The organism is Parabacteroides sp. AF17-3, assembly GCF_003635445.1.
GTDB lineage: Bacteria > Bacteroidota > Bacteroidia > Bacteroidales > Tannerellaceae > Parabacteroides > Parabacteroides goldsteinii.
The window spans coordinates 115,495-140,867 of record NZ_QTMM01000012.1; the positions used below are offsets into that span (position 1 = coordinate 115,495).

Annotated in this window: 10 protein-coding genes; all 10 read right to left on the minus strand. The window is 43.0% G+C overall.

Going from position 1 to position 25,373, the window contains the following annotated elements; translation table 11 throughout:
• Position 1: 1 nt before the first annotated feature.
• The 10 genes from DWW91_RS16630 to DWW91_RS16675 all read right to left on the minus strand — a co-directional run bounded on the left by DWW91_RS16630 (position 2) and on the right by DWW91_RS16675 (position 25,306).
• Complete coding sequence (locus DWW91_RS16630; protein ID WP_122328373.1) at positions 2–2,251, minus strand: hypothetical protein; 2,250 nt, start codon at positions 2,249–2,251, stop codon at positions 2–4.
• Between the two features lie 188 nt (positions 2,252–2,439).
• Positions 2,440–5,415 (minus strand): LamG-like jellyroll fold domain-containing protein, encoded by a 2,976-nt coding sequence (locus tag DWW91_RS16635; RefSeq protein WP_122328374.1) that lies wholly within the window; start codon positions 5,413–5,415, stop codon positions 2,440–2,442.
• Positions 5,416–5,567: 152 nt separating this feature from the next.
• Positions 5,568–8,303, minus strand: coding sequence for a glycoside hydrolase family 38 C-terminal domain-containing protein (locus tag DWW91_RS16640; RefSeq protein ID WP_122328375.1), 2,736 nt, complete (start codon positions 8,301–8,303; stop codon positions 5,568–5,570).
• Positions 8,304–8,524: 221 nt separating this feature from the next.
• On the minus strand, positions 8,525–10,315 hold the full coding sequence (locus DWW91_RS16645; protein ID WP_122328376.1) for a RagB/SusD family nutrient uptake outer membrane protein: 1,791 nt from the start codon (positions 10,313–10,315) through the stop codon (positions 8,525–8,527).
• A 15-nt stretch (positions 10,316–10,330) separates the two neighbouring features.
• Positions 10,331–13,453: a TonB-dependent receptor gene (locus DWW91_RS16650; RefSeq protein WP_229061040.1), complete on the minus strand. Its 3,123-nt coding sequence runs from the start codon at positions 13,451–13,453 to the stop codon at positions 10,331–10,333.
• Positions 13,454–14,193: 740 nt separating this feature from the next.
• Positions 14,194–15,627: a family 43 glycosylhydrolase gene (locus DWW91_RS16655; protein WP_122328378.1), complete on the minus strand. Its 1,434-nt coding sequence runs from the start codon at positions 15,625–15,627 to the stop codon at positions 14,194–14,196.
• Between the two features lie 6 nt (positions 15,628–15,633).
• A complete protein-coding gene (locus DWW91_RS16660) occupies positions 15,634–17,529 on the minus strand; it encodes a right-handed parallel beta-helix repeat-containing protein (RefSeq protein ID WP_122328379.1) in 1,896 nt (631 codons plus the stop codon).
• Between the two features lie 98 nt (positions 17,530–17,627).
• A complete protein-coding gene (locus DWW91_RS16665; protein WP_122328380.1) occupies positions 17,628–19,892 on the minus strand; it encodes a hypothetical protein in 2,265 nt (754 codons plus the stop codon).
• 397 nt (positions 19,893–20,289) lie between these two features.
• A complete protein-coding gene (gene galB / locus DWW91_RS16670; RefSeq protein ID WP_122328381.1) occupies positions 20,290–22,806 on the minus strand; it encodes a beta-galactosidase GalB in 2,517 nt (838 codons plus the stop codon).
• A gap of 7 nt (positions 22,807–22,813) precedes the next feature.
• Complete coding sequence (locus DWW91_RS16675) at positions 22,814–25,306, minus strand: PQQ-binding-like beta-propeller repeat protein (RefSeq protein WP_233584511.1); 2,493 nt, start codon at positions 25,304–25,306, stop codon at positions 22,814–22,816.
• Between the last annotated feature and the right edge of the window lie 67 nt (positions 25,307–25,373).

The window sequence follows — 25,373 nt, forward strand, 5'->3', positions numbered from 1 at the left end:
ATTAATTTGTTTTCATTTTATAGTTTACCGTTTTACCGGCCTTTACCGTCACCTTGTCTTTCCATTGCAGGAAAGCGTTATCACCCAGAGGGCGGGAAGCCTGTTCCGCATTCTCGGCAAAGATTGTTACGGTGGCGTCATAGGCAGTAGGATTTGTAATTTGAAGAACCGTCTGCTTGTTGTTTTGCTTTACTATTTTCGCTTCCACATGGTCGAAAATGTACAACGAACCGAGGTCGGTACGCACATAAATACCGGGGATTTCCAACGCCATCAGGGCACCGTTCGTCTCGTTCCAACCCGTCTGTCCGCCGTCGCCACGTGACCCCCGGCTGTCGGCATCGCAATAGGTCAGACGTTCCGTAATCTTTCCATTCGGCTGGATACCTTCGGCGTGCGCATGGATGACATCACGCAACAGTTCGGCATACGAGGCATCGCCGGTCGAGCGATACAATTTGAACAAGGCATCGCCGGACTGGGTACAGAAACCGGGAGCACCATGCTTATTCTGCGTACTGGCCCATACGGCTCCGGTCAGGTTTGCCCCCAACTTTGCCAGGGGAGTATTCTCCGGCAAGCGGTAAGGAAAAGAGACAGTCCAGGTGGCACACAGGTTTGCCAGGTCGGCCGACTGTTTCAGATATTGTTCCTTACCGGTTACTTCATACAATGTCATCAAGGAAGTCATCAAAGCAACTGCCGTCTCCGAATCCGCATTTTGCAGGATATCACCGCAACCACCGGAAGTAAAACCGACCAATGCGAAACTGTCATAGTACTCTTTTGCCGCTTCACAAGCGACCTTCAGATAATCCGGATTATTATAATAGCCGGAGGCCAATGCCAAGCCAGCCACCGCCATGGCCCCACTGGTCGTATTGTAAACAGCGATATCGCCGGATTCTACGTCCAGGTAATTTCCCCATGTCCCATGTTTCTTCCAGGTATTGACGAAGGCATCCGCCAGAAGCCGTACATTGGTTTCCCATTCAGAGTCGATAGCATTGGCTTTTTCCTGTTCTTTCAGCAACATAAACTGCTTAACCATCCAATACAGGATATCCCCGTTCTTACGGGTCAATCCGACTCCCGGATGATTGGCGGCGGCATCCCGGGAAAAAGGCTTTCCGTCTGCTCCCAGCACATCATAATAATATCCGCTTTTCCCTTTGGCACGCGGCAAGGCGAAATCGAATGTGTTCTTTACTTTTTGCAGATGTTCCGCATCACCCAAAGCCAGCATCGGATACGTATTCATCAGGCCGCCTATCCAGCCGTACGACATCCAATTGGCATTTTCCGGACAATAGTATTGCCACTGGTCGCCGATATAGTAACGGTCATCGATATTTTTCACCATACGGGTCAACACTTCACTCATCGGCATCAGGTTGCGGGGCGCTTCTCCGCCGGCATGCGACTTACGGTCCTTCATGAAACGGGCCAGCAGTTCAGGTACATCTTTACAAGGGAAAGTCACTTCCGTTACCCGAATAACGATCTGATCGCCTTTCTTTACCTGTACGCCCCGGTCGGGACTTTTGCTGAAACCGATAAATTCAGGCTTCCGTTCACGTACCCCCGGAGCACTGATGATAAATGAAGCCACACTTCTGTCGGGAGTTTCCTCCACGATCAGGGCATGGTCCAGCACCTGGTTATTCCAGTCTATACCCTGGTCGGTCAACAGGAATATACCCTTTTGTTTTGCCCGGTCCAGGATCGTGATAGCCGGAGTAGCCGTATTACTTATATTCACTTCCAGACGGGAACCGGCACCATATTCCGGGGACAATTGAGGAATAGGGTTAGAGGTCAGTGCCAGGTCTTTCCGGCGGTAATCAGTATTATCCAGTCCGGTCGCATACGCACGGTTAACGATACGCTGCCGGTTTCCATTGTACACGGAAGAGGGAATCATCACGTAATTATCGCTCGTCCAGCCATATTGGTCGAAAGCAACGGCCACTCCGGCATCTTTCATATCCTGTTTAGCGGTAAAGGTGAAGGTATACGTTTTACCGCCGTTCACCGTTGTCTGTTCCGTACGGACTTCCCAATCGGTGGTCGTACTAATCTCCTTACTTTGCTTTAACTCTGCTTCATTGTATGTACACTCCAGCAAACGAATAGGCTTATTCGCATTCTTTACTTCCGGAAGCCATGAAGCTTGTTGTGCAATGACACCAACATGAGCTCCCGACAAAAGATAGAGAGCACATATAAAAACACACTTGTATAGATTCATATCAAACCTGATTATTACTTTAAACGCATTTTACAAATTCCACTTATCGACTAACAATTATCTCCAAATAAGATTACCTTTCTATAATAAATACACCTACCACTCCGGTAAGATTTATATGCAACAGTCTTTTTTTATATTTTTAAGGTTCAAACCGACCTAATTTCGTTTGCTCCTGGCTATTTACATTACTCCTCTATTAAAAACCAAGAAGTACCCTGTGCTGTTACAGATACCGGAAGAAATAAATTTCCGTTCTGATCCAACGGGTAATTCTTTTTAGAGCCATCGGAGGTTATAATCGTTACTTTTCCTTTCAATCCGGTATAATACAACGGAAGACGCATTTCTTTCGTAATATCGCGGTCGGTCGGATTAAAGACGATAACCATCCCTTTGTGTTTGATAAACGGATTTACATGCACCATGCAATCCAAGTCGCGTCCGGTCGGTCGGCTGACATGGATAATATCCGACGTAAGAATATCACGGTACTCTTTGAACCAGTTAATCCATTTAGATACCAACTGTTTTGTCTCCGGGGTATCGTATAAACGATTCCCACGGATAGTCAGATGGCAACCACTTCCCAGAAACTGAATCAATTGTTGCTCATAACGGTCCAGATTTTCGCATAACGGTTCCAGACCGACGCGCGGATCATTCGTATAGAAACCGACTAACTGCAAGGTCATCCACCCCATAGGCGGTATCTTATGCCAGGTTCCGTCATAGATATACTGACGTCCTAATAATAACTGCTGTTGCGGAGTCAGGTTAGCACTCGCTTCACGATATCCCATTCCTGTCGAACATTGTCCGTTCAGGAAATACCAGTCGGGAATAGGTATATACATGACTCTGCGCTGTAATTCGTGGATCACTTCCACCTGCGTTTTCCACTGTTGCCACTGTGAATCCTCCAGGCCGGTATGATGCGGGTGGACGGTTGAAGCACAAGGATCGCCATGATACGGGCCATCCATATTGTAAGTCATAAAACCCGTCTTATCGAAGAACTCCCACATCTTCGGATAATAGGTATCTTTCCACTGGCTGGCAATACAAACACTTTGTCCAAAAAGACTACCCGGTTTTCCCGTCTCCGGATGGATGCAATCCACCTCTTTTCCTCGTCCGCGGGAAGCGACCTGCAACTCATAACCACCCATGACAATACCCCGTTCTTTGGCATAAGAAGCGACTCTACGCCATAATTGCACATAAGCAGAATCCAGATTATCATGGCTGACACCCGGCCACGCCTGAATATCCAGCTGTTCAAGTCCCAATTCCGACATCTGGTCGATGAAAGACTTCAGTTTCTCCTCATCGTGAGAGGTAATACCTCCCGCAATCAACGATTCGGTTGTCTGGGGAGCCAGTTTCTTATACATCCGGCGATGTCCCAACGATTGTCTTTCACGATCGTCGCTATCCTGCAACAATTCGAAAGTGATATAAGATTTAAACGGGCTATCCTTGCCTATCCGGGTATTGGGACCCATCGGCAATGTGCTTATCAACAGATTATGATGAGGAAATCCTAAAAACTTATCCTCCGCCTGATTGTGGCTGGCCCAGGTATTATACTCCTTATCCACCATCCATCTGGTCGTAGAACTGCCGACATGGTAGATTTTGGGAGTTCCGGCATAATGCATCAGTGCACTGCCTTCTATATCGGCATTCACCAGAGCAAAAGAGAAATCGCTTTCGACATGGATGCGTTTTACCTGGTCCTGATTAACAGCCAATACCTCGCATTCCATATCATTCAGCACTATATTCGTATCATTTTCGTTGATAACTTCAATCCATTTTGCCATAACCGGCAAACCCTGATAAATCTCATAAATGACTTTCACTTTTACATCCTTTACGGCGGGCATGTTCCCTGTCGGGACAAATGTCATTTCCATACGCAACCCTTTGGCGGGCCAATCGGTAGAAACAGCATTAAACTTCCGGGTCCATGGGTAACGTTCCAGCGGCATTCCTGTTTCCACCTTTTCCAATGTAAATGCCAGGTCGGATGCTTCCAGTTGCGGATACCAGCTATCCAGTAAATAGGATAACTCCGGCTGTTCTTTCAGCCCTCCGACTTCATACCATACACTGTCGATACATACACGGGCTTCGGGTTTTACGGCCCGAAGATACTCCGCTTCGTTGGAATGATTCTTATACCCCACACAAGCCAGATTCTCGCTGACATAAAAAGTACGGGAAATCAGTCCGTTGTTCAGTTGAAACATCGAAGTCACTCCATCGTCCGACTTCTGCACGTACATACGGCATTGGCTTTCTACGGGTTCGATCAACCAATCTTTTTGTTGGCGGAGATTCGGCAATTCCGATACGATTTCCTTACCCGCCCCCTCTTGTTCCAGTTGGCGAACCAGGGATTGTCGCTCAGCCAGACGCTGTTTGCTTTGTTCCTTTATCTTCTTGTAATCCAATAAAAAATCAGAGTCAGGGTCAAACTTCCCTGCGGTAAACGTACTATATCTGACCTCATATATTTCACCATAGAATGCCTCCTTTCCTTCTTCAGATACAGCAATCGAGAAGTTGGAAGCAATCGCCTTGGTAGGATTAAAGATACCGGTCTTCTTTCCGTTCAGCCATACGGAACCTTTCTCGCCATCCACTACCATTGCCAGATGGGTCCATACATCTTCGGCAACCTCGCCGATAGTCACAACACCGGAACCTCCGGAGATTAATTGCCATTTATCTCCTTTTCGGACAATTACATATCCTTCTTTTCCGTTACCATTAGCCACAACAACCTGGGACGAATGCTTCTTCTGCTCTCTTTGCCTATTATGACGCGGCTTCACCCACACTTCCAGCATTTGATTCTCCGCAGGTGTTCCAAATGGATTCGCCAATCTGTAACCATCCCCGTCACCATTGAATAAAAGACCTCCTTCTCCCTTCATTTTTTTGTTACCGGGAGCATCGGCATAGAAAACAGGACGGCCTAAAGCGGTTAGCTCTCCCGTTCCGGTTACCGGTTTTAATTTATCGGGAGCCACCGCATAGGTCACATTTCCCGATTTACCGAAATTATAATGTACGACAGGTTTGACCTTCGCTTCTGCGAAAAAACATAGGACGACTAATGCTACTGTTAATGTTGTTCTCTTTATTTTCATTGGTATATACTTTATGTACAGATTTAACAACGCAAATATAAAAGTTGCTATCTCTATTAAAAAATAGCAAATAACTGCTAAATCAGTGGATTATTATTGCTTACTGATGTCACACTTGAAAATATCCCATTTCTCCCGATACGGTAGTTTAATTAATAGATCAAATAACTGGCAGGTTCAAACTTACCCAATTCTATTTTAAATACACCATTTTGTATCTTGACTGGATTTCCATTGGGAACGCCTCTCAAATTCACAGGTTGTGCCACTCCATCTCTCTTTACCGGCAAAGAGATTTCACAGAGACCGCTTTCACCGCTTTGTTCCCATACACGCAATAATTTGCCGCCACCGTCAGGATTATTGCCATAAGCCGTTAACAGTACTCCTTTACGAGATATTTTCACGCCTTCGTTCATTACCGGCAATTTACCGGCAGGACAGGTGGCGATTCCGACCTGCAAAGGCAGACGGGTTTCCCATGCGGGAGTTATTAAACCGGACTCATCATCTGCATTCTTCGGGTTCACCCATAGACGGACTTCCGAAGTCAGGTTGCCATTCCAAAAAGAAGCAAAGTTTGTATTCCAACGATTATTAAACAAGTTGAAGTACACATGCGACCGGGGATTTTCATAGGTATCGGCATAATGCATAAAATCCAAATCGCCCAAAACAAATGCAGGTGCATCTATCGGGCAAACCCCAACGGAATACTCCTCATCTTTTATCATTATTCCCGAATTGGACCAGATATAATTAAACTGGCTGCCTTCTATCAAATCTTTGGCCGGATCGACAACCGAACCGATACGTCCAACCCGATATTCCGGAGATTTTGTTTTAAACGGCAATGCAATCCATCCGGCTTCAGGTTCTTCCGTTGCCGGCTTATTGATTACGGAAAGTTTCACATCTATACAAGGCATATTCTCGTAAAGCGTCACGGTCAGGCCAGCCGTATGTTTTTCCTCTCCGACAAATGCAGAAGGAGTTAACACGCCACGGATGGATGACTTATGGTTCTCCACATGAAATTCCATATTCCGGGGAGATTCATGTATACCTTTTGTCCGTTCATCCAAATAGGTACTTTTACCTGTTATCTGATAATGAGAATTTTTGTATTTGTCATATATATATTCTTTCAGATAGCGGTATGATTGCTCTTTGTCGTACCTTTCATACACATAAGAGCCAAAACCATTTTCAGACCGATCATCCACCAACTCCCGCTTATTTGTCTTATCCCAGATACTCCTGATGCATCCTTTCTTTTTGTCAAATGAGACTTTGTACCATTTGTTCTCTATATAATTAGCCTGTTCTTCCCCTTTTAATGAGTTTTCGACTTGGGCAGGTGACTCATCTGTCAGGATATATGTCTTATAGCCATTTGCCGGTATACCTTCGGCGAAGAAAGTACCCAGGCGTTTTGAATCGGCACCATACACTTTCAGGTCATAGATACGACCGGTCCCCACTTCTTTCACATAAGCCTCTTTGATAGAACCTTGTGACGGTAATACAAAATTTACCATCCCTCCACGTTCCCATGGAAGCGGATTGTATACAACGAAACGGAAACCTTCCTGAGCAACATTTTCAGCCAACGTAGCAAGTTCATTCTCCAGTTCCGGCCGCAAAGCCTGCTCAGCATCTTCAATATACCCGATATGTTCTTTCCATGACTCTTTCATCCGGGCATACGCAGGGTCCAAACCGGTAACATACATCTTATACCAGTCTTTGCCGGTTAAGCCGGGAACAAAATGCTGGTTGGCAAGTCCCCAGGTATGTTCGCCGTACATCAGGCTTTTATCATATATATAAGCCAAGTCTTCATCAATTTCGTAAGGCATGATTCCCCATTCCTTTTCCTGTGTATGCAAAGTTTCCAGCAAAGGCATCAGGGGACGTACTCTTCTTGCAGTCCGGGTTGCCTGCGGATTAGACATTACGCCATGTACCCAACTATCGGACATATCTCCACGTACCACCGGCAACTCGGGATTCTCAGCAAAAACAGCCTCTGCAAAATCAGACATTTTACCGATGCGTATTTTAGCATTGGGATATTTCTCTTTTATATGGGTAATTACCTTTTCCACCTCTTCTGCCGTTGGAGGTCCGGCATTATCGCCTGCATGCACGAATGTAAGCCATGATTTCAGCTTCCATCCTTCAGGAGGGAACATTCCTCCGCCATATCCCTCCGAAAACATGGTCAACACCCTTGAACCATCTGGACCTTCCCACCAAAACAAAGTCGGAACCTTCACCACACGGTTGGTCGGATTGGAACCGAAATGAAAGAACTTGATTCCGGCATGGTGTAAAATGGTCGGTAAAACCCAGGTATGCCCCGGAACATCCGTCATTTTCCCGTCAGTCGGAAGTGGTAAACCGTATGTACGAGCCAACGAAGAAGAATAGCCCAGACCACGCACAAGATCTTCGAGTTCAAGCGTTCCCGTATGTGTTGTATAAGGAAGTGCATGCGTCACCAGGTTTCCGTTTTTTAAAGCACGTTCTATCCGCAACCTACGCTCCGGAGTCTGCCGATCCCAAAACATTTGTTCCAAAGGCCATCCGGGGACGGTCCACGCAAACTGCATATCTTTCATTTTATCCGCATTTTTATCCATCACATCCATGGCTTTATCAATCATGGAAGTACGGTATTCATGTACAACATCACGTGCCAATGCCGAATAACCGATATCAAAATGACTTTTGAATACCAGATAAAACGTCATCTCTCGATTCGAGATTTGAGAGACATCGTCGTTCTTATGTTTTTCGTAATTGTCGGCTTGTGCATACAGCTGACCGGAAGGTAGAAAAAGCAGGCTTAAGAAAGCCACAGACAATTTTAATATTTTCATTGTATTAGTCGTTAATATTTAAACTTTGAAAAAGCATAAGTATGAGGTAACCGTTTCCTGTCGATCGGACAAAAGTAAAGACAACAAAAACTTCATCCAATAGCCAAAAGATGCTTATTCAGTGGATTATTATTGCTTTTATGCTATAAGAATGTATAAAAAAGCATGCAGATAAATCTTTACAGATAAAATCTGCATGCTTTGAAGTCAATCAAGTCTGCTTATTTTAATGGGTCGAAAGTACCTCCCCATTCGTTGTTCTGCTCAATCTTAGAATTACGATCGAGAACATCTTTGGCAACAGATGTAAACCAATGGTTCAGATCTAAATTAAACATATACTGTTTATCCTTATCTACGCATTCTATATATTCAAAATGGAATAATTTGCGAACTTCAGGATCAAACATATCTTTCGTCCAATCGAATTTACCCTCTTTAACAAGATTATAGTCATTGATGACCGGATACAAGGTAGAACGATATTTTAAATTATTCAATATATCGTAGCGTTTCCAACGACGCAAATCGAAGAAACGTTTTCCTTCGTAAGCAAATTCGATAAAACGTTCGTTGATATAAGCCTCACGAATTTGGTCCTGGGTAGTAGCAGTAATACCATAATTAGTAGAAGACTGAATACCAGCACGCTTACGAATATCATACAACACCTGCAAAGCTTCACCGCTCTTTCCTAATTCATTAGCACATTCACCATAATTCATCAGCACCTCTGCAAAACGAATTTCAATCCAATCAGTTTCGGCATTATAAACCTCTGTAATCGTAAGTTCATCCAACCCTTTTCTCTGGTAGAAGTTAGCTCCTTCCTGCTGTCCTCTATCAATTTCATCACGGATCAATGAATAATATACAAATCCTTGTGAAGCTTCACTATCTTCTAATTTTGTCCAGGCATTCCAATATTTCATATCACCCGGCAGTTGGTCTGAAGCACCTGGATATTTTGTACCCGGACAAAATATTGTAGCATGAAAACGTGGATCACGATTCATATAAAAATCATCCATAAACTGTTTATTGTAATCCGGATCGGAGGCCAAACGCTCTATATCCAATTCCAATTTAGTACCGTCCAATTTTGGAAAAGCCAACAACAAAGGTAAAATAGCTTGGTTATCATTAGCACCATCCTTTGTTAATGCTTCCGGACGAATATTCTTCTGGTCAAACGCATGGTCAGGATAATAGAATTGGTTCACCATAATTACTTCTTTATTTTGCTCGTCATACCAAATATCCGCAAAGTCACCTTCATACAGTCCTTTCCCTACACCACGTAAGAAATCTACAGCATCTTTATTTGCTTTATAAGCAGCTTCCCAACGCGCCTTGTTATTATCAGGGTTAAACAACGGGCTGGCATACTGTAATAACATACGACCTTTGAAAGCCATTGCACAACCTTTATCAATTCGTCCATAATCAGCTCCAGCCCAAGTATCCGGCAAACTTTCGATAGCTTCATCCAAATCTGCCAAAATCTGTGCCACACAGTCAGATGTACTGCTACGCGGAACAAACAGACTTTCCACATTGGTCACATCTTGAAAATGGGTAATCAAAGGAACACCTCCAACGGAGAAAACTTTTCCCCAATAATCCCAAGCTCTCCAAAAAAGAGCTTGACCACGCATCTGCTTTTTTTCTACGTCGGTCAGAACAGTAACACCTTCTAACTGATCCAAAAAGAAATTGATACGGTCAATATTACCATACCCCCAGTTAGTGGTATAATTATCAATTGTTATCTGTCCCCGTGCAAATTGGCTCATATTAGTGGGTCCGTTCATCCCCTCATCGGTATTATTCGCTGATACAGGCCAACCTGGTAACATATTCCCATAAATATCTGTCAAAAAAGAAGATATCATGTTTTTATCAGACCATACATTATCGGGATTTATTGTTCCATTATTGGTATAATCCAAATCACAACTAGTCATCAAAACCACACATGCGCCAAACAACGCTACTATATTTCGTTTCATAATTTATTCGTCTTTTTAGAATTTGACATCTACACCCAAGTTTACAGATCGCAATATTGGGAATGCATTACCATTACCAATTTCAGGATCATAATAATTTTTATTGAAACTACTTAATACAAACAAGTTGGTACCGGTTACAAAGAACCGAACATTGTCGAACAACTTATTGTAAAACTGATTTTTAGGTAGATCGTAACTAACTGTCAGATATTTCAAACGCATAAAACTTGCATCTTTCAACCAATAACTTGAAGCTGTTTCATAAGTTTTTGCATTGTTACTACTGATACGCTTTGGTAAAGTTGCATTCTGATTTTCCGGTGTCCAACTGTCATTATACCATTTTTTCCACATACGGTTCCATTCAACGCCACCAGCCAAATCTGTAGCCCATTTGTCAACGCCCAACTGTCCGGAGAACATCATATCCACACTTAGGCCTTTCCAACTACCACCCAAATTCAAACCATAAATGACAGGATTATTACTGTTTTTCAAAATAACTTTATCCCAATCATTAATAATACCATCAGGCTTTCCGTCAGGACCGCTCAAATCTTTAAATACCATCATACCTAACTCCGGTGATAAACCGTTATGCTGGTAATTCGGATGTTCTGCTTTAAATGCATCCAATTCTTCCTGTGTACGAATAATTTTATCAAATTCCCAGCCTGTGATATAACTACGAGATTTACCTACAGGGATGTCAATCCATCGAGCATTTTCAGCATAATCTTGCTTAATCGTCTTATTCCATCCATACGACATAGTCAAATTTCCATAATATGAGAAATCTTTATTGTTCCCATGATACCCCAATTGTAAGTCAAAGCCTTGCGCATGAATTTCACCGTAATTTTCAGCCGGCATTGTTAAACTAAACGAGTTCGGCAATGTATTCTGACGACTCCCCAAAATATCATAAGAATTACGATACCAGTAATCGGCCGAAACAGTCCAATGGTTCAGGAAATTCACATCTGCACCGACATTATAGCTCAATGCTTTTTCCCAAGTCAGATTCGGATTTACAACACTACCATAGGTAATACCGACCGATTTTGACGGACTACTGCCAAAATAAGCAGATGAACCGGATTTATAGGACTCCTGCCACTGCCAACCTCCGACAGAATCGTTACCGGTTAATCCGACAGATGCACGTAATTTCAAGAACTGAATTGCTGATTTATTAAAAAAGCTTTCTTCTGAAATAACCCATCCCAACGAACCGGCAGGGAAGAACCCCCAACGCTGACTGGGAGCAAAGTTCATAGATCCATCTTCGCGGAAAGAAAAACTAAGCAAATACTTGTCGGCATAAGAATAACTGAACTGTCCTATATAAGAAAAACGGCCGCTTTGCCAATCGGTATCACCACCTCCCCAAGTATCAGCTCGAGCACTACTGGCTGCCCAGAACTGGTCTGTCATATAAACAGGGAACGTCTCACGACCACCATGTACACTAGCCCCATCACCTTCATACCACTCTGTTACCAAAGTACCTGATACACGATGTAAGTTATTGAAAACATTTTCATAACTCAATTGAACGTTAAACTGCTTGTCACCACTCCAAGAAGACTTACGCTGTATATAGTCTTTTCCTACCCAGGTTGTCTTCCGCGTTCCAATAATATCCTCATCCTTAGTAGAGAATATATGATTATGGGTACCGGATTTTTTAACTTGATACAAATCATAATTAGTATAATATATCTTATTAAGATCATGTACCCAACTTCTGCTATATGAAATCTTAGCACTAAGACCTTTGAGAAAAGGAGCTTTATATGTTGCACTTATAACAGCTTGAGGTTTCAACATTTGTGACTTATTATATCCCCCCTTACCATCGACTGAAGCTCCATTGTTTGCAATCCATCCAAAATCAATATGTTTACCACTATCGGTATATACCGGTTGATCAGGCTGCCAAACTCTCAATTTACCATAATTAGCCTCAGCATTTTCAAATACAGCATTCCCCTGGAAAGTATTATAAATAGCTAATCCGGCAAAAACCTCCAAATCTTTTGTTATATCCGCAGTCACATTCATACGAATATTATACTTATCATAGGTGTACGGTTTTAAAAAACCCTCCTGCTTAACATAAGAAGCAGCACCAAAATAACGAACTTTTTCACTACCGCCATTTACACTGAAATTATGAGTCTGAGTAACCGGATTACGCCAAACTGCGTCCAATTGATCATATCCCCAGCCATTATTGATCGTTCTGATATGATCGATTTCTTCTTGAGACCAAGCCCAACCGGCAGGGTCGGCTTCACCATTGATACGACCATACAACTCAGCTGCTTCAACGCCACTGGTTAAATCTGAATTCTTTGTACGTGTATCAATACTATACCCATAAGAATAATTGAAAACCGGCTTTCCTCTAGTACCTTTTTTGGTAGTAACGATAATTACACCTCCGGCAGAACGTGAACCGTAAATAGCCGCAGACGCAGCATCTTTCAAGACTGTTATATCTTCAATTTCGTTCGGACTTAAATTATTGAAATCTCCACCGCCTCTAACAACACCGTCAATGACATAAGTCACATTCTGATCATTCCAGGAAGAGCCTGTACGAATAGAAATGCTAGGAGCTGCTCCTGGAAGACCATTCGGAGTACTAACACTTACACCGGCCAATTTACCGACTAAAATATTTCCTGCCGAAGTTGTAGGTAATGTATTCAATTTTTCATCCATTTTCATAGATGATACGGCACCAGTCACCAGACCTTTCTTCTGTGTCATATAGCCGACTACCACCACTTCATCCAGTAATTCCGTATCATCAGCCAACCGGATATCTATTTTATCCCTTCCTTTCACTGCTATCTCTTGGTTTTTAAAACCGACAAAAGAGATAACTAAGGTTGCATTATCAGAAACATTCAATGAAAATTTGCCATCTATATCAGTGATAGTACCATTGGTCTTTTCTCCTTTTTCAAATACATTAGCTCCAACAACGGGTTCTCCTTGCGAATCTAAGACTACTCCTGTTACGAGACGTTTTTGAGAGACTACCGTATTTTGTCCCATATTCTCCAGCGGAAAATCAGAGCTTTTATCATTCGTTTCGGCAAAAACCGACGAAGGGGACATTGGGTTTAACAAAAAACATATACCAAAGACTTTAAATGTGGTAAAAAAACTTTTCATACTTTTGTAAAGAATTTATTAGTTAATAACTAATTGATTTTAATTCAAATACGAATCGGAGAAAATTAGGCCTTTCTCCGGTTCTTTTTTTACTAGGTCAGTATTCCATACGCAATCTGTTTTTTAAGGTTACACATAATTCTATTTCACACTATATTTGTATTTCTTATACATTCTTGCGATATATGGATTACGCATGTAACAGGCCAAAGCAAATTTTTATATTCGCTCCACCATTTGACAGAGATAGACTTGTTTATACTCATAATCCACATTAAACGCTATTAAAAAGCCTTAGTCCTGTAAGAACTATGGCAAAAGCGCATAGGATACCAACTGTCTATCAAGACATTAGCAAAACAAGCTTAGAATAAAGTTTTCAGAGAAAAAACAGGAGAGTATAATTATTAATGTTTTGGTTTAATTAAAAAAGCTTAGTTCTTACAGAACTTAAAATAAAGTAAACAAAACTCTATATTCAAGCACAAGTGAAACACCAATAAACTTATTATCAAGACAATAAAATCAACATAATGTATCACTTGTACTTCAAACATTTATACGTCAAAAGACTATTTTCGTAAAATCAACATAATATTAACACAAAGATATTGTATTAAGTACCATTTGAACTTGACATATCTTACGAAATAGATGCACTATCTTACTATTTTCAAAAACATCTATTCTTTTCTATTCTCAAAAACAAACCACTCCAGATTCATCAAATCCAGCCCTTTAACAGCAGGATCAACAGCCTTAAACACAAATACCAATGCATGTTTTCCCGTAACTGATTTAATATTTGTTTCGTGAATAGCATAAGCTGTTTCACCTTCCATTGGAGTTATATCACACGTCCCGATCAATTCCCCTTCAGGGCTATCCAGCCGTATTTCTATCTGAGCAGCCTTGTTCCTATCCCATGTTTTACAAACAAAATGATTTACTTTTGTATCTGTAAAATCATAATATTTCCAATAGGCATAATCACCATCGCGAATGTCCGCTAAGTATTCTACCGGAATATCATTATCCGGACGACGCACTGCAACCATAACATTTCCTGACATCAGACAAGCTCTTGCTGCATCCATCCGATAAAGAGGCGAAATAGAGCCACCGATTCCCTGCGTGGTCATTTCCACCTGCGGAATAGTACCGTCCGGATTAAATGTTATTGGTTCCAAACAGGCTTTTCGCATGGTCGCACTCGCATGCGTCGGACGATGATAAGCGATATACCATTGTCCGTTGATTTCGACAATACAACCATGGTTATTCACCAGGTTCCTTCCGCTTCCCCAGTTATCAATAATAACACCTCTGTAAGTGTAGGGACCCAGTGGAGATGTCGCAGTCGCATAATCTAACGTTGCACAGTTAGATTCTCCATGTTGAGAATGGCTTCCATATACAAAATAATAGATGCCGTTCCTTTTCCGGACGGAACTGCCTTCATTGAAAAAGTGCGTTTCATAGGTTAGCAAACTATCATGAACTGCTCCTTCTATCGAGAGCATATCCTTACTTAGCCTTGCTCCCTTAGCATACCCCTGTCCCCAGAACAAATAAGCCTGCCCATCGTCATCAATAAAGACAGACGGGTCAATGCCTTTTACCCCTTCTATCACCTTCCCATCCCTAAACGGACCATAAGGAGAAGAGGATACTGCCACACCTTCATCGTCTCCACCTCCGGCAAGACAATAATAAAGGTAATATTTCCCGTTGTGATGGATGCAATCCGGAGCATATAAAATCCTATCTGTATAATCTACTTGTTTGCCCGGACCATCAGTAGCAAAAGAAAATTGCTCCACACTCCAGTTCACAAGATCGGACGAAGACAATACGTTATAAGAACGAGAGCACCAGGCGTTACCAGGTTCGTCGCGCGATCCGTAGACATAAACACGTCCATCAGGCATCTGCCTTACCTCAGGATCTGCAATATACAATCCGGGAGGAGCGATAGGATTTAGCATTCTGTTAGTCGAAACGACTGTAACCTTATCGTTCGATTGCCATTTTCCATCGAACTGACACCCCGTAAACACCCCTGCTATAAACAGGCTACTTACCAGGAATAAATAATTTATATATGAATAAAACATAAATTACTATTTTAAATTAGGCCATACTTTTATCCGTTTGGTAGAAGATAATTTTTCTATCGGCCCGACAACCGGAGTAGCAGAACGTTCATTACCGAAAAAGTCTTTTTCCAGTTTGAAAGGTGTTCCGTCTGGATTCTCAAACGGGAATCCTGTCAGTTGAGTGATACCTAAACGTTCGGCATCTACCTTTTTTCCTTTAAATGAAGATAATTCTTGCAGATTAATGTCACTTACCAGATATACTTCGCCGTCGAGGGTTTCCTCTACTTTCAATTTCGGATTGACTGCTTTCTCCACCCAATCCTGCGTCTTGTTCGTCATCGGAAGAGAACCGTTCAGGAACAGATTATTCTCTGCATAAATAGGACGTTGTGATACATCGAATACGATCATTCCATATTTTAACTTACTGTTGTCACCACCAATAAAGATATTATTAAAGAAGCGATGGTCGCCTTCGGTGATAGTCCGTATGCCTTTCACTTCGGTAGAATGGTTCAAGTGATACGGAGTGTAACGCTGGTCATCCAAACGGTTGATGTCTCCGGAAAAGATATTATGCAGATAGGCTCCGCCATCGGTATTCTCCTGTATCGTACGAGGTGAAAGGGAAATGTTGTTATCTACTACATAAGGTCCGTGGGACACTTCGAAAAACAAGTCCTGTGCCAGGTTGTCATACAATAAATTGGAAGATACGCGTGCTCCCTGTGCCATCCAGTCCAGCCAGATTCCATAATTACCCGACTTATGAATCCGGTTATGATGAATATAAGTATCTATCGCACCATGTAATTTGATACCAGCCATTTCAGCTCCGCCAAATTGTTGTTTTACCAGGATATTATAGATATGGTTTCCGTAAATCTCGCTGAACGCCGCTCCCATACTACCACAGATACCGGTTTGCTCACAATCTGAAATGACGTTGTTCCGAACGATATGGGAACCGACGTTATCTTTGCTCCATCCGCGACGTAGCGTATTGAATATTACTTCTACATAATGCAATGTACCGTCCAGACGTTTGTCGTTACATTCCAGATTATGTCCACTGGCACGTTCTTTTCCCAAAGTGATACCGTTGGCTCGGGAATTCTTAATAACATTATCCTCGATAATCCACCCCTTACACCAATGGGGAGCAATCATCCCCACCTGTTCGGCTGTCGGAGCAGCCCACTGCGTGGCGGCCTGGCTTATATGGAAACCACGAATCGTGATATAATTCAGTCCCTCACGTGTCGGATAGAAACAAGTAGGACGAACCGATACTTCTACTGTTTCCTTATTCGGATCAATATCTCCAAAATTTGCATAAATCGTTGTATTATCCGCATCTACTTCTGCGAACCATACATTCGTACATCCTTGGGGATCACGTATTGTACGGAGTGTATCCGGTGCAAACACCTTATCCAGGCTAAATTCTTCATAAAGCGAAACATCATTCAAATATACATCTCCCGTATGATGAACCCGTTCAGACCATAGCCAGTCACCATACAGACGGTCGTTGAACGGATTGTAATTTCCAAAGAATGAATTAGGCAATACCACCTTCCATACTCCCTTTGCTTTCTTCTCCTTTTTCCAACCAGTCACCAACTCTGAACCTTTTATTTCAGCTTTCTCACCTTCGGCCACTCGATACAGGATACGTTTTCCTTCCCGTTCCCCACCGCTCAACGGATTCACCCATTCACGATAAACACCGTTATGTACCGTAACCGTATCTCCCGGCAACGCTTTCTGAGCAGCCCAATTTATAGTTTTAAAAGGAGATGAAATATCTCCGTTATTAGCATCACTCCCTTTTACCGATACATGATATTCTTTGGCTGATAACACATTCACACACAAACAGAACATCGAAATCAAGCATAGTATTTTTTTCATGGTTTAAAAATTATAATATTACAATTAATTAGATAACGCAAATATAAAGGCAGCTATTCCTATTTAAAATAGCAAATAGCTGCCTATTTTGTGGATTATTATTGCTTACTGTTCTCACACAAATCAAACGAACGTCCTTTTTGCCCGTTCTCCATCTGATACAAAGTCCAACCACTGTTATCCGCCTTTTTCTCCAATCGCCAACTCAATGCCGGATTTTGTAACATCTTACGAATATGCGTCGGAAAAGCATCTGCCCTACGAGCTTCTTCCCAGGTACGAACCACATTGAATATCGCATATTTTTGCGGACAACTTTCTACATCTTTCTGACCGATCCTGAACGCATACGTACAACCATAACCGATAGCTGTAGCTTCAATATGCTCAAAATCTTCCACCGTCGACTCAGCCGTAATCGGGAAGTTTCCACCAAATGAAGACGGGAAAAAGTTGGCATAAGTAACATCACGAAGGTCTTTACCCTGACTGGTCGTACTACCCCATACACGCTTCTTCACATCATAAATATTCAAACCGCCTCCCACATTCCAAGTGCTCTGATAATGCCAGGAGCCTTCCGACAAAGTCGCTCCCGTAAAACGAATATCCGGTAAACCATGCTTCTTCGCTTGCTCAAACATATTGCGGAAGAAACGTTTCACGCCATAACCGCCAAAACCAGTGTGGAAATAAAACTCCTGTCCGTCATAATCGAACATACCCAATCCGCTGTTCTTGCAAATATCGGCATAATGGCGTGCCAGTTCATCTTGTAATTCCAGGTTAGGAATCAATCCGGCATATGCTCCCCCTACCGCAGGTTGAAGTTTATCCACAGCATCCCCCTTTACATGAGCAGCAGGTCGAGTCCCCCAATAACCACGTGTCACTTTCATGAGCCGATATGGTTTTTCCTTTGTAACACCCAAATAGTGAATCAATTCCTTACCGATCTTAACCATATTCAATTCCGGACTATGTCCTTCCCAACAAGCTACTTCTTCCAAATGAGTAGGATCATCGATATAAATCATCGTATCCGTCTCGTTCAAATTTTCCGTAAGAAAACGACGGTGTAAAATACAGATACTGTCCGATGGTACCGGACTACAATCCTTCGTTCCGGGTGCCATTGAGTTAGATATGGAGGTACGCCCCAAAATCAACCCCTCTTTAGCCAACAGGTCGGCATACTCGCGAGTAGACAAATCCTTATCTGTGAAATGATAGCGTTTCTTTTCATGTCCCGGACCGTCAATGAAACCGCCATTTCCCCTATCGGCATGCAAGAAAGGTTGGTCGTACGTATGAATCACTTTCAATCCCATCTGTTTCGCATACGACGCCACACTGTCCATAAGTCCTCCGTATGTACATAGATCCGGCATGAAAGTTGTAGGATCTTTTACCCATTTACCCTGGAAAGTAGGATAAGGCAAACCCTCATTCAAAACGATATCCTGAATAACTTCCATCAAAGCCGTACTATCCGGGCTACCCCACAAAGCGATAGACGAACCGATGAAATCCACTCCCGGAACATCCTGACGCATCATGTGGTTAGGTTCATTGTTTTGGAAGATAGAATTACCTTCCGGAGAATAGATCATCTTACCTTTCCGGCGATCACGCGAATGATAGCGTATATTAATTCGTCCGTTACAATCAACAAAAGCCGTATTACCATATAGAATACGGAAATACGATTCTTTCCGATTATAAAAAGCCACATCGTTGATTCCGTCGCCTCCCATCGTAAACTGTTGCCCTTCATGCAATGTTAACGGTAATGGATGATTCACCGGATCAGGCGTATGGGCAATATAACCCGAAGGACCTGTTTCGGATGTAAAACGTGATTCTCCGCCAATCGTATTATCATCCAACGCCAAAGCTCCGATAGCATAACCTACCGCAGCCGAGGTATCACGGGCCACCCCGATCATTTCCCCCAATAAATTGGTAATATTCGTATAATAATTACCCCACTGTATACCATCGATTCCATTACGAGGTTCCAAACTTTCCAACTTCAACTTGAAATATTTTGTCTTCTCATCCAAAGCAACCGTTGCCACAGAGCCGTTCTCGTATTCCAACCGATACTTGCCTCCGCTGTAATGAGCCTTTTGCGGATAATAATACCGTTTCAGGTCTTCGTCATAAAGAGACAACAGGGGCGACGGCTGGTCCGCCGGACTGAAATTACGACTTTCGCGTGTCAAGTTCCACATACCGGTGATATATCCCCGGTTATCTATATCGATACCGAAACGATCTGTTTTGAACGATTGATGTGTACCCGACTCGCAACTACATAACAACAGAGTTGCAGCTACAAAAGATAATGTTTTCTTCATGATATAATTTATAAGTTTTATTTACTGTCTATATAAGAATACACTTCTTGTACCAAAAACATTTAGATAAACTAGTTAAAAAATTCCTTTTTAGAAACAGAGAAATACAAAATTACAGGTTTCGGCTTTCCCATATAATAGCAAATAATTACCTTTTCCGTGGATTATTATTGCAAGTAGTGCAAATGGTACTGATACTACTATGCTAGCCAGACGACATAGTAGTGCTGGCATGATGGCCCCCACCCTATAACGTACGTATCCGTTGGAAAAAACGTACGCTTTTCTTCCAACGGATTATCTTTAACCGACTTCACATCCGTATTCAACATGACAGCCCATCATTGATAAAACGATAGCTAAACATAATTTCAAACCCATATATGTTCTTATTTTATTATTCATGATCTATCTCAATATCAACCGTCGCCTTTTCCAAACCATCCGCCTCGATAGTCAAGCGAAGCGGTTTATTTCCATCTCGTTTAGCTTTGACTATAGCCAGGAACAAACCGTTAAATGCCGGACGGGACGGTTCCGAAAAGGTGATCAAACAAGTCGGGTCACCATTATCAGTTGCAACAATTTCCCCGTCACCTTCCAAGCTACAGAAGATACGGTTCTCGGCTGTCGGCACATCGTATCCATCTTTATCCACCAACGATACTTTAACAAAGACTAAGTCCTCGCCATCCGCTTTGATCAATGTTTTATCCGGTACGGCTTTCAGACGAACGGGATCACCGGTAGTCCGCACACGAGTTTCCGCCCACTTTTTATGCTGCTTATAAGCAACAGCCTTCAACTCTCCCGACTGATACACCACGCTATCCCAACGGAAACGGTATTCATACGGTTGCTTTTGTTTCTTTCCCAACGACTTGCCATTCAAGAAAAGTTCCACCTCGTCCCCCGAACTATATACAAAAACAGGTGTCACTTTACCTACCCGATCGGGAAAATTCCAATGTGGAAGGATATGTACCATCGGCGTATCTGGCATCCAACGCGCCTTATATAGGTAATAGCGGTCTTTCGGGAAACCAGCCAAATCGACAATACCGAAATAACTGCTCCGCGACGTAGGGCGGTTACGTTCTATCTTATTCAATTCTTCACGCTGCTTAGCCAGTTCTTCTTCTGTCATGGCAGCCGAGTGATTCAACAAGACACTGGCATCACTATTAAATGGAGTCGGTTCGCCCAAATAATCAAAACCGGTCCATACGAATTCACCACAAATGGCCGGATATTTATCCAATGCAGCAAACTCCCAATCAGGTAGTCCTCCCCATCCGGGTTGCGTCAAATCATAAGATGAAACATGGAGTTGGCGTGGAAAATATTCGCCCCTGGAACTCATTGTCGAACTGGATTCACTCGAATAACCCGACAAATGCTCATGTCCTTTCTTATTCAAAAACTCTCCATAAAAATCAGGTCCTCCATATACGCCTGCCGCATAATTCATACCATGGACATCCACCTGCAATTCCGTTCCATTCACGGCAGACTTACTCGGATAAGAAGCTCCGAACGTAGCCGGACGGGTCGTATCGAAACGATGAACCACTTCCGTCAAATGCCGGACAATGCCCAGTTCCGGATTATATTGTTCAGGTAACTCATTTCCCGTACTCCACAGGATAACCGATGGATGGTTTCGGTCCCGGCATACCAACATTTCTATATCTCTTTCATGCCATTTTTCGTATAAAGAACTATAGTCATACTCTTTCTTTCCTATTGTCCAACTATCGAACAATTCGTCCATAACCAGAAACCCCATCTTATCCGCCAACTCCAGCAATTCCGGTGCCGGAGGATTATGAGAGGTACGTATTGCATTACACCCCATACTCTTCAGTATGCGCAATTGTCGCTCCATGGCAACCTTATTCACTGCTGCCCCCAAAGCCCCCAAGTCGTGATGGTTACATGTCCCGTTTATCTGCACGCGCTTGCCGTTTAACAGAAAGCCGTTATCATGCGTGAACTGAATAGTCCGGAAACCAAATGGTGCATCATACACATCCACCAGTTTGTTTTTATTATAAACCGACACACGGGCCAAATAGCGGTTAGTATTCTCCAGACTCCATCGTTTAGGAGAGTTCACAAGCAAAGAGACCGTATCACCAATCAATTGGTTTGGTTTCAACAGTAATTGTTTCTTTACGACTGCGACTTTCGCGCCCGGTACATCATCCTTATCCAGTTCATAAATATCAACCACGTACTGTCCGTCTACCGCTTCCAATAAATTATTCTGTATTTCGACATGGACCAAGGCATTGGCCTGCTCGTCTGTGATTTCAGGTGTTGTCACAAAAACACCCCACTGCCCCACATGTACAGGATTCGTTTTCACCAACCGTACATGCCGATAAATACCGGCACCGGGATACCAACGGGAGCCGAACTTTTCGGTATTCAGCCGGACAGCTACCACATTCTTTTTATCATACAAAAGATACGGAGTCAAATCGACCCGAAAAGAGCTGTATCCGAAAGCCCATTCGCCCACTTTATTCCCATTAAGCCACACTTCGGCATTCGCCATCGCACCATCGAAATCCAGATAAAACCGTTTCTTTTTATCCTTCGACGATACTTCAAAGTATTTACGATACCAACCGATCCCCTTCCAAGGCAATTTTCCGGTATATCCATCCAAGTCAATACGGAAAGGTCCCTCGATCCCCCAATCATGGGGAACATCCAGCCTCCTCCAATCCCAATCGTTATACGAATATGACTGTAAAGAATCCGGTTCCTCCACACGCGAACCATCCGCCTGCAAACCAAACCGGGCAAACCGCCAGTCTCTATCAAAATTCAATTCGGAGCGTTGCCCCCAGGCCAACAATCCTATCAAATTTATCCATGCAATAATTAAATAAAATTTCCTCATATTGATTCTATTGTTTTAAATTTCCGACAAATCCATACACATTACCCCCAAAATCCACTGCGAAAAGGCCATTTCCCGACACGGCAATAGTTGCAAAGGTTGGAGCTCCCATATGATGACGCCACTGTAAACGTCCTGTTTTGGCTTTGATTGCATAGAGTGTCCCATCGGAAGCCCCTATATAGACCTGATCCCCACAAATGACCGGGCTGGCTTCCACCGTTGCCGGATGGTTCCCTTGGTAAGGGGCGGAGAGAATCATCGCTTCACGGGTCTTGAAACGCCATTTTTCTTCCAACGTCTCTTTATCCAATGCTACCACCCCATTGGTAGAAGTACCGAAGATGATCGCATCGTCCGTCACCAAAGGAGTAGAAGCCACCTCGACCCCTTCACCCAATTTCTTACGCATCAGGATACGCCCAGTCTTATTCTCTACCATCAACAACGAATTGGCGGAGGTAACATACATGACATCTCCCCATACGGCTGGAGTAGCCGCACGGAAGCGCAAATCAGAATCCCAATCGCCCCAAAGCATCTCGCCGGTCTTCGCATCGTTGCCGAACAAGCCTCCCCAGTGTCTGCTACCAATTATTACATTATCCTGGCTCAACGCCAAAGTAGCCACACAGCCCTCTCCACGTCCCCAGTCCTTATTTTGCCAAATGATTTCACCAGTCGTAGCCTTAAATGCTGTCAGTTGATAACCAGTACCAGCATAAACAATGCCATCTTTAGCAATTAGTCCATCGTTCAAAGCTGGAGTCACGCCAATTTTCAAATCCTTTTGCCAGGCTATAGAACCGTCAGATTTCTTCACTGCATACACGATACCTTGTACATCCTGAGCAAATATCAAATCTGATTCTACAGCAATACTATTGCGAACGGATGATTTAAGCGAACATTTCCAGACGATATTACCTGTAGTTGCCTCCATTTTGGTCAGAGACGCTTTTCCTGTTTCGTTATCATCAATTGAAGCGACATAAACAAAGCCCTCGCTAACAACCGGTGCCGACATATAAATGTTGGAACCGACATTTTTCGTCCAAGCCAAGCGAGGAGCACGAAGCGTATCTTTCACAATACCAATATGTTCCGGATTTCCCAATAGATTCGTCCAATCCCCACCGGCTACAATCCGGGACGTATTTTGCTTGTCATACAAAAAAGAGGCCGTCTTTTTACCGATCTCCCCATTTGCATAATGAGCCTCGGCAATAACGGTCACATAATGCCCTTCGGCTATTTGCGGCAAAGTCATCTCGGCCGTCCAGGCAAAATCGCTTTGTTGTTTCATCGGCTTACCAGCCAATAGAGTCTTCCCTTCGAAAGTACAAGAATAACGTACCTTGGTTACCGGGCTAGCAGTTGAATAGACATTCACAACCAAGGGGATAGTCCCTTCCGGGGTAATGGCCGCCTGGTGGTTCTGAATGGAAGCGATGACCATGTGCTTGTCCATATAGGAATAATGGAAATCAGAAGTAAAGTCGCCTTTGCCATCAATGTTCATGACACGGAAAGCGGATGAAGCATGGTCAATGCCGCCATAAACTGGCGTGGAAGAACAGATCACGCCAATCCCATTATCCGGATGGGTATAAATATGGTTGACATGCCAATGCCCGTAAAGCCATGCCTTCAGGTTATGAGCCAACAAATCAACCGTTTCTTTATTTTTCAACGTATATTTAAAGTCAGGACACCCGCATTCGCCGGGGATGGTGTGGTTGAACACATAAACCGCTTTATCTTTGCCGACATGCTTCAAATCGTTCGCCATCCAAGTGAACACGTCATCCAACCGGTAACTTGGCGCATGGTCGCCTCCTGGCATCGGGGTGACAATGTAATGCACGTTACCTACCTCAAACGAATAAAATGTAGGTCCATAAATCTTTTCGAATAATTCCTCCCCGTATTTTCCTGCAACCAGATCATGGTTACCTACCGAATAGAACACTTGTGTTTCGGGCATATTCGATGAATTCATCACCTTGATATGGTTATTTAAACCGCCTACGTAACAAATATCGCCCGTGTGGATAATAAAAGCTACCTTTTCATTGGCGGCATATTCGCGCATTCCTTCCGTCCATTCGTCTTGCCCTTGTTCCTCACCGATCTCGGTATCCGATATATGGATAAACTTATGGCTTCCATCACTTTTCACCGCATCATAGCGTAACAACCCGAAGTCATAGCTGGTCTGCCCCTCTTCAATACGGTGATAATACGCATTCTCGGTCTTATACCCCGAAGGAGTCGTGATAAAAATAAAACGCTCCTTCTCGTGCCCCGGCAAACAAAAACATCCTTTTTCATCGGTTAAAACTACGTTTAATCCATCGGAAACCGATATTCCTTTCATCAAAGTTTCACCTTTGTCCCAACGCCCATTATGGTTCGCGTCTACAAAAACTTTGCCGGTATGTTGCGCCGACACGATGGCAGGGAATGCCAACAACATTCCCAATACTATTTTTTTCATGCTTTAAATATTAACAAATTAGTCCATGCAAATATAAAAACGGCTATCGCTATTTAAAATAACAAAT

What these genes read in the sequence shown, in the direction of transcription:
- DWW91_RS16660 (WP_122328379.1), bottom strand. Translation starts at nt 17,529, where the DNA reads ATGAAAAAAATACTATGCTTGATTTCGATGTTCTGTTTGTGTGTGAAT.
- DWW91_RS16640 (WP_122328375.1), bottom strand. Translation starts at nt 8,303, where the DNA reads ATGAAAATATTAAAATTGTCTGTGGCTTTCTTAAGCCTGCTTTTTCTA.
- DWW91_RS16630 (WP_122328373.1), bottom strand. Translation starts at nt 2,251, where the DNA reads ATGAATCTATACAAGTGTGTTTTTATATGTGCTCTCTATCTTTTGTCG.
- DWW91_RS16645 (WP_122328376.1), bottom strand. Translation starts at nt 10,315, where the DNA reads ATGAAACGAAATATAGTAGCGTTGTTTGGCGCATGTGTGGTTTTGATG.
- DWW91_RS16650 (WP_229061040.1), bottom strand. Translation starts at nt 13,453, where the DNA reads ATGTCCCCTTCGTCGGTTTTTGCCGAAACGAATGATAAAAGCTCTGAT.
- galB (WP_122328381.1), bottom strand. Translation starts at nt 22,806, where the DNA reads ATGAGGAAATTTTATTTAATTATTGCATGGATAAATTTGATAGGATTG.
- DWW91_RS16655 (WP_122328378.1), bottom strand. Translation starts at nt 15,627, where the DNA reads ATGTTTTATTCATATATAAATTATTTATTCCTGGTAAGTAGCCTGTTT.
- DWW91_RS16635 (WP_122328374.1), bottom strand. Translation starts at nt 5,415, where the DNA reads ATGAAAATAAAGAGAACAACATTAACAGTAGCATTAGTCGTCCTATGT.
- DWW91_RS16675 (WP_233584511.1), bottom strand. Translation starts at nt 25,306, where the DNA reads ATGAAAAAAATAGTATTGGGAATGTTGTTGGCATTCCCTGCCATCGTG.
- DWW91_RS16665 (WP_122328380.1), bottom strand. Translation starts at nt 19,892, where the DNA reads ATGAAGAAAACATTATCTTTTGTAGCTGCAACTCTGTTGTTATGTAGT.